General features: G+C 74.8%; 12 protein-coding genes and 3 pseudogenes. 4 read left to right on the top strand and 11 right to left on the bottom strand.

Annotated features, from left to right (window positions below):
• Nucleotides 1-42: 42 nt before the first annotated feature.
• From REH70_RS18415 to REH70_RS18425, 3 genes are all read right to left on the bottom strand, one after another.
• Complete coding sequence (locus REH70_RS18415) at nt 43-777, bottom strand: glycosyltransferase family 2 protein (protein WP_310754409.1); 735 nt, start codon at nt 775-777, stop codon at nt 43-45.
• A 104-nt stretch (nt 778-881) separates the two neighbouring features.
• Nucleotides 882-1,709, bottom strand: a complete 828-nt coding sequence (locus REH70_RS18420; RefSeq protein ID WP_310749582.1) for a DUF5926 family protein — start codon at nt 1,707-1,709, stop codon at nt 882-884.
• 70 nt (nt 1,710-1,779) lie between these two features.
• Nucleotides 1,780-2,076, bottom strand: a complete 297-nt coding sequence (locus REH70_RS18425; protein ID WP_310749584.1) for a rhodanese-like domain-containing protein — start codon at nt 2,074-2,076, stop codon at nt 1,780-1,782.
• Between the two features lie 86 nt (nt 2,077-2,162).
• Here REH70_RS18425 and pgm point away from each other — a divergent pair.
• Nucleotides 2,163-3,841 (top strand): annotated as a pseudogene (pgm, locus tag REH70_RS18430) (phosphoglucomutase (alpha-D-glucose-1,6-bisphosphate-dependent)).
• Nucleotides 3,842-3,898: 57 nt separating this feature from the next.
• On the opposite strand, the gene REH70_RS18435 reads toward pgm, so the two are convergent.
• A complete protein-coding gene (locus REH70_RS18435) occupies nt 3,899-4,096 on the bottom strand; it encodes a GNAT family N-acetyltransferase (RefSeq protein ID WP_310749586.1) in 198 nt (65 codons plus the stop codon).
• A 236-nt stretch (nt 4,097-4,332) separates the two neighbouring features.
• Between REH70_RS18435 and REH70_RS18440 the strand changes: the two genes are divergently transcribed.
• The gene (locus REH70_RS18440) at nt 4,333-5,712 is read left to right on the top strand and encodes an MFS transporter (protein ID WP_310749588.1); all 1,380 of its coding nucleotides are present in this window, start codon (nt 4,333-4,335) and stop codon (nt 5,710-5,712) included.
• Nucleotide 5,713: 1 nt separating this feature from the next.
• Here REH70_RS18440 and REH70_RS18445 read toward each other — a convergent pair whose 3' ends face one another.
• From REH70_RS18445 to REH70_RS18455, 3 genes are all read right to left on the bottom strand, one after another.
• Nucleotides 5,714-6,058, bottom strand: a complete 345-nt coding sequence (locus REH70_RS18445) for a YtxH domain-containing protein (protein WP_310749590.1) — start codon at nt 6,056-6,058, stop codon at nt 5,714-5,716.
• Between the two features lie 56 nt (nt 6,059-6,114).
• Nucleotides 6,115-6,906: an HAD family hydrolase gene (locus REH70_RS18450; protein ID WP_310749592.1), complete on the bottom strand. Its 792-nt coding sequence runs from the start codon at nt 6,904-6,906 to the stop codon at nt 6,115-6,117.
• Between the two features lie 64 nt (nt 6,907-6,970).
• Nucleotides 6,971-8,122 carry a VIT1/CCC1 transporter family protein gene (locus REH70_RS18455; protein ID WP_310749594.1) on the bottom strand — a complete coding sequence of 384 codons (1,152 nt, stop codon included), beginning with the start codon at nt 8,120-8,122 and terminating at the stop codon, nt 6,971-6,973.
• A gap of 97 nt (nt 8,123-8,219) precedes the next feature.
• Here REH70_RS18455 and REH70_RS18460 point away from each other — a divergent pair.
• Nucleotides 8,220-8,465 (top strand): annotated as a pseudogene (locus tag REH70_RS18460) (ATP-binding protein); the annotation flags it as partial.
• 165 nt (nt 8,466-8,630) lie between these two features.
• On the opposite strand, the pseudogene REH70_RS20950 reads toward REH70_RS18460, so the two are convergent.
• The 4 genes and pseudogenes from REH70_RS20950 to REH70_RS18480 all read right to left on the bottom strand — a co-directional run bounded on the left by REH70_RS20950 (nt 8,631) and on the right by REH70_RS18480 (nt 11,748).
• Nucleotides 8,631-9,622 (bottom strand): annotated as a pseudogene (locus REH70_RS20950) (TIGR03557 family F420-dependent LLM class oxidoreductase).
• A gap of 106 nt (nt 9,623-9,728) precedes the next feature.
• Nucleotides 9,729-10,388: a Gfo/Idh/MocA family oxidoreductase gene (locus REH70_RS18470; protein ID WP_310749597.1), complete on the bottom strand. Its 660-nt coding sequence runs from the start codon at nt 10,386-10,388 to the stop codon at nt 9,729-9,731.
• Entirely contained in the window at nt 10,385-10,735 is a 351-nt protein-coding gene (locus REH70_RS18475; RefSeq protein ID WP_310749600.1) for a Gfo/Idh/MocA family oxidoreductase, read from the bottom strand. The genes REH70_RS18470 and REH70_RS18475 overlap by 4 nt, the downstream gene beginning before the upstream one ends.
• Nucleotides 10,736-10,854: 119 nt before the next feature.
• Nucleotides 10,855-11,748, bottom strand: coding sequence for an SDR family oxidoreductase (locus tag REH70_RS18480; RefSeq protein WP_310749603.1), 894 nt, complete (start codon nt 11,746-11,748; stop codon nt 10,855-10,857).
• Between the two features lie 193 nt (nt 11,749-11,941).
• Here REH70_RS18480 and REH70_RS18485 point away from each other — a divergent pair, with 193 nt between their 5' ends.
• A complete protein-coding gene (locus tag REH70_RS18485) occupies nt 11,942-12,886 on the top strand; it encodes an FKBP-type peptidyl-prolyl cis-trans isomerase (RefSeq protein ID WP_310749604.1) in 945 nt (314 codons plus the stop codon).
• Nucleotides 12,887-13,021 lie beyond the last annotated feature (135 nt).

Consider the following 13,021-nt stretch of genomic DNA (forward strand, 5'->3'; position numbering starts at 1 on the left):
CGCGCGGCGCTGCGCCGACGCTCGGTCGGCCGGTGCGCCGGGTCAGCGGTGCGTGCGCGGCCCGGGCGGCGGCAGGACCGTCTGGCGGGCGCCGCCGACCGCGGAGCGCAGCCGGCGGTTGCTCACGGCGAGCATGACGTCGCGGTACTGCGCGGCCCGGTGCAGTTGACCCTTGAGGTCCTTGCCGGACGGCCGGTGCCGCAGCTCGCACGGGACCTCGACCGCGATGAACCCCTGGCGCAGCAGGTCGATCGTCATGCCCGTCTCGACACCCCAGCCGCGCGCGAGCGGCGTCGCGGCCTCGAACGCCCGCCGGGTCAGGCAGCGCATGCCGGACAACGGCTGGGTCGGCGTCCACCCGGTGGCGCGCTGGATCGCCCGTCGCGCGGCGCCGACGACGATGCCGTGGCCGCCGGCCCCCGGCTGCCGGGGCAGCAGCGCGATGGAGACGTCCGCCTGCCCCTCGAGGACCGGTGGGACGAGCGGCGCGGTGTTGACCGCGGTGTCCCCGAGGTCGCCGTCGATGAACAGCAGCAGCCGGGGCGGCCGGTCGGCGACGTCGCGCATCGCGACGACCGCGGCACCGGTCTCCATCGCGGCGGCCTTGCCGCGGTTGTGCGAGTGCCGCACGACCACGGCGCCGGCCTCGCGGGCGACGTGCTGGGTGTCGTCGACGCTGCCGTCGTCGACCACGAGGACGAGGTCGACGTGCGGGATCGCCCGCGCGGACCGGACCGTCGCCGCGATCCGGCGCGACTCGTCCTTCGCCGGGATGATGACGGCGACGCGCTGCCGGGCACGCGCGGCACCGCGGGGGCTGCCGGCTGCGTCGTCACGCGTTCCACCCTAACGAGATGTCCGGACGGGGCCAGGCGACCACGTCAGCGCAGGGTGACCTGGCGCGAGACCAGGCCGGCACGGGCCCGGCGGGCCGCGGGGTCGAGCGGCGACGTGTCCGCGAGCGCCTCGGCGAACCGCTCGCCCCACTCGACCGCGGGGGCCTCGACCTCGCCGGCCTCGGTCCCCGGCGGCAGCTCCCACACGGGAACGACGACGCCGCTGGAGCGGAAGTAGCCGACGAACCGTGCGTCCCCGATCGCCGAGCGGCGGGCGCCGTGCAGGCGCGCGAGCGCGTCGACCATGACCTGCTCGTCGTGCGGCATGGCCCAGCGCAGGAACTCCTTGTCACCCATCCGGCACCAGTAGGCCGACTCGACCGACGTGAGCTTGACCGTCGGGATGACCGTGGAGTTGGCCTCCTCGAGGGACGCGGTCACGTCCGGGGTCACCTCGGTGTCCGGGGCGAGCCAGTAGTCGAAGCCGTCGTGCACGGTGACGTCGAACGGGACGGTGGGGTCGAGGATGTCCTGCAGGCGCGGGCCGGGCTCGGGCAGCGCGGTCGTGGTGACCGGCATGCCCGGCTCGAGCTCGAGCGCCTCGAGGAGCGCCGCGGCGACGTCCCGGCTCGCGTCGCCCGAGCCGGCGCGGGTCTGCAGGGCGAGCAGGACGACGCCGTCGGCGCGGTGCAGCGCGGGCCAGCCCATGGGCAGCAGCGTCGTCACGACGACGTCCCGGGCGCCGTGCTCGGCGGTGGTGCGGGCGGTCGCTGTCGCGGCCGGGACGATCTCGCGCATCGCGACCCAGTCGGGCTCGCCCGGCAGCCCCTCGAAGGGGCGCAGCACGAACGGGACGGGAGCTTTCTTTGCCATGCCGTGAGACTACCGGGCTGTGCCGGTGAGCTGCCGGTGGACTGCCGGTGGGGCCGGGCTGACCGACCGGTCAGACGACGGGCAGCCCGGCGCGCGCCCAGTCGACCATGCCGCCCTCGACGTTGACCGCGTCGCGGCCGCCCTGCACGAGCCAGGCCGTGGCCTGGGCGGAGCGCCCGCCGGCGTGGCACACCACGAGCAGCCGCTGGTCCTCGGGGAGCTCGTCGACGCGGTCGGGCAGGTCGCCGAGCGGGATGTGGACGGCGTCGGGCGCGTGGCCGGCGTCCCACTCGTCCTGCTCGCGGACGTCGAGCAGGACCGTGCCCGACGGCACGGGCTGGGCGGGGTCGAGATCGGTTACGGCCACGGAGGGCACCTGAGGCGGGAACATCGCCTCAGGCTAGTGCGGGCGAACCCGTGCCGCAGGGGCCGCCCGGTGCAAGGATCGGCGCCATGCACCCGCGCGCCGGAACCACCGCCCTGCCCGAGGACCTCATCGACACCGATGCCGTCGTGAGCGCCTACTACGACCGCGTGCCCGACCTCGACGACGTCGCCCAGCAGGTCGTGTTCGGCACGTCCGGGCACCGCGGGTCCAGCCTCGACGGCGCCTTCAACGAGCCGCACATCATCGCGACCACCGCCGCGATCGTGGAGTACCGACGCGCGCAGGGCACCGACGGGCCGCTGTTCATCGGGCGCGACACCCACGCGCTGTCCGAGCCGGCCTGGCGCACCGCCCTGGAGGTGCTGGCCGCGGCGGGTGTCGAGGTGCACGTCGACGCGCGGGACAGCTTCACCCCGACCCCTGCGGTGTCGCACGCGATCCTGCTGCACAACGGCGCCGCGACGTCGCAGGGCGTGCGCACGAACGGCCCCGGTCTCGCCGACGGCATCGTCGTGACGCCGTCGCACAACCCGCCGCGCGACGGCGGCTTCAAGTACAACCCGCCGCACGGCGGCCCCGCCGGGTCGGACGCCACCGGCTGGATCGCGAACCGGGCGAACGAGCTGCTGCGGTCGGGCGTGGGTCAGGTGCCGCGGGTCAGCGTGGAGAAGGCGCTGGCCGCGGACACCACGCGCCGGCACGACTTCCTGTCGGCGTACGTCGACGACCTGCCCAACGTGCTGGACCTCGCCGCGATCCGCGACGCCGGCGTGCGCATCGGCGCCGACCCGCTGGGCGGCGCCGCGGTCGAGTACTGGGGCGCGATCGCCGAGCGGCACGGGCTCGACCTCACCGTGGTGAACCCCGCGGTCGACCCGCGGTGGTCGTTCATGACGCTGGACTGGGACGGCAAGATCCGGATGGACTGCTCGTCGCCGTCGGCCATGGCGTCCCTGGTCGCCACCATGGCCGGTTCGGGCGGGTCAGCCCCTACGACATCGCGACCGGCAACGACGCCGACGCCGACCGGCACGGCATCGTCACCCCGGACGCCGGGCTGATGAACCCGAACCACTACCTCGCCGTCGCCATCCGGTACCTGTACTCCGGTGCGCGCCCGCAGTGGCCCGCCGGGGCGGCGATCGGCAAGACGCTGGTGTCCTCCGCGCTGATCGACCGGGTCGCCGCGGCGACCGGCCGGACCCTGCTGGAGGTCCCGGTCGGCTTCAAGTGGTTCGTGCCGGGGCTGCTCGACGGCTCGGTCGGCTTCGGTGGGGAGGAGTCCGCCGGCGCGTCGTTCCTGCGCCACGACGGCAGCGTGTGGACGACCGACAAGGACGGCATCCTGCTCGCCCTGCTCGCCTCGGAGATCACCGCCACGACGGGCAGGACGCCGTCGCAGCACCACGCCGAGCTCGTCGGGCAGTTCGGGGAGTCCTGGTACGCCCGGGTTGACGCCGCCGCGACGCTCGAGGAGAAGGCGACCCTCGGCAAGCTCGCCCCCGAGCAGGTCACCGCGACCGAGCTCGCCGGCGAGCCGATCACCGCGAAGCTCACCGCGGCACCGGGCAACGGCGCGGCGATCGGCGGGCTCAAGGTGACCACGGAGAACGCGTGGTTCGCGGCGCGGCCGTCCGGCACGGAGAACGTCTACAAGATCTACGCCGAGTCCTTCGTCTCCGCCGAGCATCTCGAGCGGGTGCAGAGCGAGGCCAAGGACGTCGTCGCGGGCGCCCTGGGCTGAGCGGCCGGTCGGCCGGGTCCGCCCGGCCGGCGGGGTCCGCCCGGCCGGCCGGGGCGGTCAGCCGCCCTGGCCCCGCCCCGCCTCGGTCCGCACCAGGTCCTGGTAGTCGGGGTGCTCGCGGATGAACGCCGAGACGAACGCGCACAGGGGCATGACGCCGCGCCCGGACGCCCGGACCTGGTCCAGCGCCTCGCGCACGAGCTGCGTCCCGATGCCGTGGCCCTCCTCGCCGGGGTCGACCTCGGTGTGCACCATCTCCAGGTCGGCGGCCGAGGAGTCCTCCCCGTGAACTGCGCGGGCCGGTAGTCGATGAACCCGACCACCTGCCCGTCCGGCGTGCGGGCCTCGAAGCGGGAGCGCTCGGGGTGGTCCTCGACGGTGATGGTGTCCATGACCCGATCCTGCACCGGTGCGCCGGGGTGCGCAGCGTCACCGGTTCCCAGGCCTGCGCCGGCGGCGCCGGCGTGCGCGCCGGGTGGGACACTGCTGCGGTGCTGCGCCCCTACCGTGACGTCCTGAGCCGACCGGGGGCGCTGGCCTTCTCGATGACGGGCCTCCTCGCCCGTCTGCCGATCGCGATGGTCGGCATCGGCATCGTCCTGATGATCTCCACGCTGTCCGGCTCGTACGGTCTCGCCGGGCGTGTCTCCGCCGTGTACGTCATCGCCAACGCGGTCTGCGGGCCGCGGATCGCGCGGCTCGTCGACCGGCACGGCCAGGCGCGCGTCATGCGGCCGGCGATCGCGATCGCGACGCTCGGCCTCGGTGCCCTCGTCGTCGCGGCGCTCGTCGAGGCGCACCCGGTGTGGCTGTACGCGACCGCGGTGCTCGCCGGCGCCCCGGCCGGGTCGTTCGGCGCGCTCGTGCGCGCCCGCTGGTCGCACGTGCTCACCGACCCCCGCCAGGTGCACACCGCCTACTCCCTGGAGTCGGCGTTCGACGAGGTCGTCTTCGTCATCGGCCCGGTGCTCGCGACCGTGCTCGCGACGTCGGTCGCGCCGGCGGCGGGGCTGGTCGTGCCGATGGTGGCCGCCGTCGTCGGCGGGTACGCGTTCCTGTCGCTGCGCGGCACCGAGCCGCCGCCCCGCCCGCTGTCCGCCCGAGAGGTCGGCGCACCGCCGAGCCGCGCCGTCATGCGGTCCCGCGGCATGGTGGTCATCGCGCTCGTCTTCGTCGCCGTCGGGGCGATGTTCGGCGCGACCGACGTCTCCACCGTCGCCTTCGCCGAGGAGCAGGGGTCGAAGGGCTCGGCCGGCTTCGTCCTCGCCGCCTTCGCGATGGGCTCGCTCATCGCGGGACTGGGCTACGGCGCCCGCCACTGGCTGAGCCCGCTGTGGCAGCGCTTCGTCCTCGGCGTCGTCGCGCTCGCGGTCGGGGTGTCGTTCTTCCTGGTGGTCACGAGCATCCCGGCGCTGGCCGTGGTCATGTTCGTCACCGGGTTCGCGATCGCCCCGACGCTCATCAACGGCAACGGCCTCGTCCAGCAGCTCGTCGCGCCATCACAGCTCACCGAGGGGCTCACCTGGGTGGCGACGTCGCTCGGCGTCGGGGTGTCGCTCGGCTCGTCCGTCGCGGGTGTCCTCATCGACCGGCAGGGCGCGCACGGGGGCTTCACGGTCGTCGTCGTCGCGGCCACCGCGGCCGTGGTCGTGACCCTGCTCTCCGCCGGCGTGCTGCGCGCGGACAGCTCGGACGGCGAGGCGCAGCCGGTCACGGAGCCGACCGTCGTCGAGGCCGCTGCCGCACCGGGGCACCCGCCCGTGCCGCCGCCCGGCAGCCCGACCGCGGGGGCCGCGGTGGCGAGCGCCCCGCTGCCGGACGCCGCCGCCGACCGCCGCGCGGAGGACGGCGACGACGCCCGCGAGGGGTAGGTCAGACCGTGCTCGACGGCGTCCCGTTGCCCGCGGCGGTGCCGGGCACCACGGGGGCACCGGGCGACACCGGGACGGTCCCGACCGGCTCCGCGGGCGCGAGCCCGCGCGCGGACCCCAGCGACGTGCGCACGCTCTCGGTCACCCGACCCTTGATCGCCTGCGCCTCGGAGCGCGCGAGGTCGGCCGCCCTGCCCTTGAGCTCGGTGACGCCGGCCTGCACGCGCGGGTTGCTCCACGCGGTCGCCGTCCAGCCCTTGATCGTGTCGAACCGCTGCCGGCCCGCGCGGGTCCCGAGCACGTAGCCCAGCCCCGTGCCTGCGATGAATGCCGCCTTGGACCCCATGTGCTGCCTCCTGTGGAACCGGGTGGTCGCGGACCCCTGGCCCGCGGACGCCGACGCTACCCGGCCGACGCCTGCGCCCGCGCCTGGACCGACCCGCTGGACCCGGCGGTCCACATGGCGGCGAGCGGGGAGTCGTCGATCTCCCGCAGGAGGTGGGCGGCGTCGTCGTAGACCGCGACGGCGCCCGCCTCGGTCAGCTCGGCCGCGCTCGTGCCGCCCGCGAGCAGGCCGACGCACGGCACCCCGGCGCGGGCGGCGGCCTGCACGTCCCACACGGCGTCGCCGACGAACACCGCCCGGTCCGGCGGGACACCGGCCTTCCGCAGCGCGGTCTCCACCAGCTCGGGGTCGGGCTTGGCCGCGTCGACGTCCTGGGCGGAGGTGATCGCGTCGAGGACGTCGTCGAGGTCGAGCAGGGACTGCAGCCGCTCGAGCTCCTCGGGGGCCGCGGACGTCGCGAGCACCGTCACCGCGCCGCGGTCCGCGACCGCCCGCACGAGCTCCCGGGCGCCGTCGAACGCGCGCAGCCGGTCGCCCAGCTCCGCGTACCGCTCGGCGTGCCCGTCCTTCACCGCGTCGCCGAGGCGGTCGACGTCGTCACCGAGGAGGTCGGCGAGCAGGAGCGGCGACCCCATCCCGATCGACCGGTGGATGCGCCATGCGTCGACCGGGTGGCCAGCGTCCGCGAACGCGAGGGCCCAGGCGTGCACGTGGAGGAAGTTGGAGTCGACGAGCGAGCCGTCGATGTCGAACAGCACCGCGCCGGGACCGGCCCAGGTGTCGGCCCCGGGCTCGGGCCGGTCCGGCTCGGGGGCGGCCGCGTGGTCGGCGTCAGGGGTGGGAACCATGCCGTCAGGTCTACCGTGCACCGGTCCACCGTGCGCGGTGGCCGGTCGCCGCCCGCGAGCGCGGTCAGGCGATCGTCGTGCCGAACGCCAGCCCGAGGACGTAGGTGATCCCGGCGGCGCCGAAGCCGATCGCGAGCTGCCGCAGCGCACGGCGCAGCGGTGACGCTCCGGACAGCACGCCGACGGTCGCGCCGGTCGCGAGCAGCGCCACGCCGACCAGGGCGCACGCCACGAGCACCGCGGTCAGACCCTCGAGGCCGAACAGGTAGGGCAGCACCGGGATCAGCGCGCCGGACGCGAAGAAGCAGAAGCTCGACGCGGCGGCGCCCACGGCCGAGCCGACCGCCTCGTGCTCGTCGACGTCGTCCGGCGGGACCGGGGGCGGGGCGTCCGCACCCGGGCCGCGCGACGCCGCGCCACCGGCGTCCAGGCCCTCGAGCACCTCCCGCGCGTGCTCCGCCGCCTCGTCGGCGTCCATCCCGCGGGCCCGGTACACGAGCGCGAGCTCGTTGGCGTCGACGTCCAGGTGCGGGAGGACCTCGCGGGCCCGCGGGTCGGGGGTCGACGCGGCGAGCAGCTCGCGCTGCGAGCGCACGGAGACGAACTCCCCCGCCGCCATCGACAGCGCCCCGGCGAGCAGACCGGCGATCCCGGTGAGCAGCACGGTCGCGTGCGCGACTCCGCTCGCACCGACGCCGAGCACGAGCGCGAGGTTGCTCACCAGCCCGTCGTTCGCCCCGAAGACGGCGGCCCGGAAGCTGCCGGAGATGCGGTTGCGGCCCCGGGTCGCGAGCCCGCGGACCACCTCCTCGTGGATGCGCTCGTCCGCCGCCATCGTCGCCGTCGCGTCCGCCTCGGTCGCGTAGTCCGACCGCGCCTCGGCCCGCTGGGCCAGCGCGAGCACGAACACCGAGCCGAACCGGCGAGCGAGCAGCGCGAGGATCCGGGTGCGGACATCACCGCGCCGGGGCCGGCCGACGTCGGGGCCGAGCAGCGCCAGCCAGTGGTCGGCGTGGCGTCCCTCGGCCTCCGCGAGCGCGAGCAGGATCGCTCGCTCCTCACCGGTGCGGCGTCCGGCGAGGTCGCGGTACACCGCGGCCTCGGCGCGCTCGTCGGCGAGGTACTGGCGCCAGCGGCGCAGGTCCCGGGGTGTGCGGGTGGTCCCCGGGGCCTGCTGAGACGGGTGGCGCGACGGGTCCTGGGTCGACGCGGGCATGGGGAGGATCATCCCAGACCGTCCGAGTTGCCGACCCCCTGCTCATGCCCGACCGTGGACGGGCCCGTCCAGACGCCGCGGGAAGGGGGCGGGACGCATGCACGACGCACGACCCATCGAGGCGGAGCTGTCCTCGATCACGCCAGCACGCCGGTGGGCGCGCGAGCGCTTCGACGAGGCCGGACTGCGGCCCGAGGTCCGCGACCTGCTCGTCCTGCTCGTGAGCGAGGTGGTCACGAACGCCGTCGAGCACGCCGCCCCACCGCTGCTCCTGCGCATCGACGTGACCGACGAGGCGACGCGGGTCGAGGTCCAGGACCGGGCGCGCGACCTGCCCATCCTCAAGGACCCCGACCCGACCGAGCTCGGTGGGCGCGGCGTGAAGTTCGTCGACGACCTGGCGACCCGGTGGGGCACCGAGCCACCCGCGGAGCCGGACGGGCTCAAGACGGTGTGGTTCGAGGTCGCGCACCCCGTCGACGACGGCGCCCAGCCCCCGGGGCCTGAGTCAGCCCGCGGACGGCGCCGCGGCGCGCAGCTTCTCCAGCAGCGGACCGGCCGCGGTGTCGAGGAACCGCTGCTGCGCCTCGTCGCCCACCTGGACGAGCGCGATGTCGGTGAACCCGGCCTCCCAGTACGGCCGGACGGACTCCACGATGGCGTCCAGGTCGGGGCCGCACGCGATCTGCTGCGCGACGTCCTCGGGCCGGACGAACTGGCTCGCGGCGTTGAACGCCTCGGTGGTCGGCAGGTCGGCGTTGACCTTCCAGCCACCCGCGAACCAGCGGAACTGCTCGTGCGCGCGGGCGACGGCGGCGTCGGCGTCCGTGTCCCAGCTGATCGGGATCTGCCCGACCTTGCGGCCGGGGGCAGGTCCACCTTCGCCCGCTCGGCGTCCCAGTGCGCGAGTGCGTCGCCGTCGGGCTCGGTCGTGATGAGATGGTCGGCCCAGGGCGAGAAGCGGGAGATGGACTGCGGCCCGGAGACGGCGATCCCGATCTCCACCTTCTCGGCGGGCAGGTCCCAGATCTTCGCGGAGTCGACCCGGAAGTGGTTGCCGTCGTACGTGAGCCGCTCGCCCGCGAGCAGCTCACGGATGATCTCGACCGCCTCCTCGAGCATGTCGTGGCGCTCGCCGACCGCCGGCCACCGCTCCCCGACGACGTGCTCGTTGAGGTTCTCCCCCGCGCCGAGCCCGAGGACGAACCGGTCGCCGGACAGCACGCCGAGCGTCGCGGCCGCCTGCGCGATGACCGCGGGGTGGTACCGGACGGTCGGGCACGTCACGTAGGTCATCAGCTCGACCCGCTCCGTGACGTGCGCGACCGCGCCGAGCATCGACCAGGCGAACCCGGCGTGCCCCTGCGCGTCGAGCCACGGGAAGTAGTGGTCGCTGGAGACCTCGAAGTCGAAGCCCCGGCGCTCGGCGTCGACCGCGTACCCCACGAGGTCCTTGGGGCTGCTCTGCTCGGTCATCAGGGTGTAACCGAATCGCGTCATGCCGTCAGGTTGGCACCGGCCCGCCGACCCGGCATCCCGGGACGGGCACCGGGACGCGGGTCGGGACGGGACCCCGGCACGGCCGCCGCCCCGAGCGCCCGCTCGATCAGCCCGCCCAGGGCTCGACCGCCGTCCGCACGGGCGTCCCGGTGCGCGCCGACTCCACGATCGCCCGCCCGACGAGGTGGTCCTGGCAGCCCTCGGCCAGCGGGTACGGCGGCGGCCCCTCGCCGGCAACCCACGCCGCCGTGCCGGCGAGCAGGGCAGCGCCCGCGATGTCGTCGTCACCGAGCCGCGCGCCCTCGAACGGGTTCCGCCAGAGCACCTCGCCGTCGAGGCTCAGGTGCTCGAGGTCGAAGCCGGGCAGGTCCTGCTCGACGCCGGTCTGCCGCCGGACGAGGTGCGACTCGACGATCGTGCGCGGACCGGTCATCCGCATGAGGCGGTCGTCGATCATCTCGCCGTGGCTGCCGCGGACGACGATCCGGTTGCCCCGGAGCCGGTTGCGGGACTGCGCGTCGGTGAAGTCGTACAGGGCGCTGCGTCCACCACCGAAGTCCAGGGTGGCGAGGGTCGTCGTGGCGTCGCGCGGCTCGTCGTCGTCGGTCCACCCGCCGCGGTCGAGCGGGCTGACCAGGGGCGCGGTGAAGGTGCGCGCGTGGACCTCGACGGGGTCGAAGCCCGTGCCGAGCAGCGCACGCACCAGGGAGACCGCGTGGTACTCGTGCGTCGAGGAGACCTGCACGGACGTCGGCGTGCCGATCACCCCCGGCGCGCGAGCGTGATCCGCGCCGCGTGGGCCGGCATCGACGGGCTGTGCTCGGCGACCTGGACGAGGCCGGACGCGCCGACGTCCGCCCACAGCGCGCGCAGGCCGGCGACGTCCGACGCGGGCGGGGTCTCCGCGAAGACCGGGACCTCCGCGGCGACGAGCTCCCGGATCACGCCGGGCGCGACGTCCCACGGCACCGAGACGAGCACGAAGTCCGGCCGGTCGGCGGCGAGCGCCTCGGCCACGGTCCGGTACGCCGGGACGTCCCAGGCGCGTTCCACCTCACCGCCCGGCTCGGCGCGACGGCTCACCACACCGGTGACCGTGAACCGGTCCGGCATCACGCGGGCGAGGCGGTTGAAGAACTGGGCACGGTAGCCGCTGCCGACGACGGCGAAGCGCGCCCGCCGGGTCGTGCTCGAGGCACCACCCGGCGGGGCGATCTGGGGGTGGGGTCACGTCAGGACAGCAGCTCTCCACCGGTGGCACCGAGGACGTCCCCGGTGACGTAGCTCGACTCCTGGGAGGCGAAGAAGACGTACAGCGGCGCGAGCTCGGCCGGCTGCCCGGCGCGACCCATCGGGGTGTCGGTGCCGAACGACTCGACCTTGCCCTCCGGCATGGTCGCCGGGATCAGCGGCGTCCAGATGGGCCCCGGGGCGACCGCGTTCACGCGGATGCCCTGCTCGGCGAGCTGCTGGGACAGCCCGCGCGTGAAGTTGAGGATGCCCGCCTTCGTCGTCGCGTAGTCGAGGAGGGCCGGGCTCGGGTCGTACGCCTGGATCGACGTGGTGTTGATGATCGTCGAGCCGGCCCCCAGGTGCGGCAGCGCGGCCTTCGTGATCCAGAACATCGCGTACAGGTTCGTCTTGAACACGCGGTCGAGCTGCTCGGTCGAGATGTCCGCCAGCCCGTTCGGCTGCGCCATCTGGTACGCCGCGTTGTTGATGAGGACGTCCAGGCCGCCCAGCTCGCGGACGGCCGTCTCGACCAGCTCGGAGCAGAACGCCTCGTCGCGGATGTCGCCCGGGATCGTCACGGCCTTGCGGCCGGCGTCCCGCACGTGGCCCGCGGTGACCTGGGCGTCCTCCTCCTCGTCGGGGAGGTAGGACAGCGCGACGTCGGCGCCCTCGCGGGCGAAGGCGATCGCCACCGCCCGGCCGATCCCGGAGTCACCGCCGGTGATGAGGGCCCGCTTGCCCTCCAGCCGCCCGGAGCCCTGGTACGTGTCCTCGCCGTGGTCGGGCTCGTCCGGCATGTCGCCGGTGAGACCCGGGTGGTCGATCTTGTCCGAGACGTTCTCGCCGTCGTCGAACTGCGTGGTCGGGTCCTGGGGGGTGGTCTGATCGCTCATGCTCCAGTGGTACCCCGGGGTGACGTGGCTCACCACCGGAGGCGGCCGGCCGTCCGCATGGTGACGGCCGGCACCGCTGTCACAGCGGACGTCCAGGTTCGGGGCGTACCGTGATGACCCACAGCCCCGCCCGCAGGCGCCCTCGTGCGCCACCTCTTCCGGGGCCGGCCTCCCAGAACCGAAGGACTCCATCTTGCGCCGACTCGCTACCGCCACGGTGTCCGCCGCCGTGGCGTCCCTGCTGCTCCTCACCGGCTGCGCCGGCTCGGACGCGGGCGACACCTCGACGCCCTCGCCCAGCGCGAGCGAGGCCACCGAGGCCGCACCGGCCGGCCCCACCGCCGAGGACGTCGCCGCGCTCGACGCCGTGACCGTCGAGGGCGAGGCCGGCGCGGAGCCGACGCTCGCCTTCGAGCAGCCGTTCGAGGTCTCCGCCGCGGTCGCCCGCGTCGTCTCCGAGGGCACGGGTGCGGCGCTCGAGGACGGCCAGATGCTCTCCATGAGCGTCGTCGAGGTCAGCGGCGAGGACGGCAGCCCGCTCAACAGCACCTACGGGGGCGCGCCCTTCGAGCTCCAGCTCGGTGGTACGCGGATGCCGCCGATCATCGGCGACATCCTCGCCGGGCAGGCCGTGGGTGTCCGCGTGCTCCTCGCCTCGCCATCTCCCGAGGCCACGATCCTCACCGCTCTCGAGGTGACGGACGCCCGAACGGTCCCGACCCGCGCCGAGGGCACGCCGGTCGAGCCGGCCGCCGGCCTCCCGACCATCACCCTGGCGGAGAACGGGGCGCCCAGCATCGAGCCGGTCACGGGTGAGCCGCCGACGGAGCTCGTCGTCCAGCCGCTCATCACCGGCGCCGGTCCCGCCGTGGAGTCCGGGCAGAGCGTGACGGCGCACTACACCGGTTGGCTCTGGGACGGGACGCAGTTCGACTCGTCGTGGGACCGCGGCGAGGCGTCGACGTTCAGCCTCGAGCAGGTCATCGCCGGCTGGGGTCAGGGACTCGTGGGCCAGACGGTCGGCAGCCAGGTGCTGCTGGTCATCCCGCCGGAGCTCGGGTACGGCGACGCGGAGCAGAACGCGATCCCGGCGAACTCGACCCTCGTCTTCGTCGTGGACATCCTCGCGGCGTCCTGACGCACCACCGCATGACGACGCCCCTCGGCCCTCCGGGCCGGTGGGCGTCGTCGTCGGTGGGCGTCGTCGTCGGTGGGCGTCGTCGTCGGTGGTCCGAGCGCGGCGTCGTCGTGCCCGCAGCGGGAGCGGGCGACG

This window comes from Cellulomonas sp. ATA003 (assembly GCF_031582905.1).
GTDB lineage: Bacteria > Actinomycetota > Actinomycetes > Actinomycetales > Cellulomonadaceae > Pengzhenrongella.

Bases quoted from the DNA above. Each gene is read 5' to 3' on its own strand.
- REH70_RS18480 (WP_310749603.1), bottom strand. From the start codon at position 11,748: ATGAGCGATCAGACCACCCCCCAGGACCCGACCACGCAGTTCGACGAC.
- REH70_RS18450 (WP_310749592.1), bottom strand. From the start codon at position 6,906: ATGGTTCCCACCCCTGACGCCGACCACGCGGCCGCCCCCGAGCCGGAC.
- REH70_RS18435 (WP_310749586.1), bottom strand. From the start codon at position 4,096: ATGGTGCACACCGAGGTCGACCCCGGCGAGGAGGGCCACGGCATCGGG.
- REH70_RS18445 (WP_310749590.1), bottom strand. From the start codon at position 6,058: ATGGGGTCCAAGGCGGCATTCATCGCAGGCACGGGGCTGGGCTACGTG.
- REH70_RS18455 (WP_310749594.1), bottom strand. From the start codon at position 8,122: ATGCCCGCGTCGACCCAGGACCCGTCGCGCCACCCGTCTCAGCAGGCC.
- REH70_RS18475 (WP_310749600.1), bottom strand. From the start codon at position 10,735: ATGCCGGACCGGTTCACGGTCACCGGTGTGGTGAGCCGTCGCGCCGAG.
- REH70_RS18420 (WP_310749582.1), bottom strand. From the start codon at position 1,709: ATGGCAAAGAAAGCTCCCGTCCCGTTCGTGCTGCGCCCCTTCGAGGGG.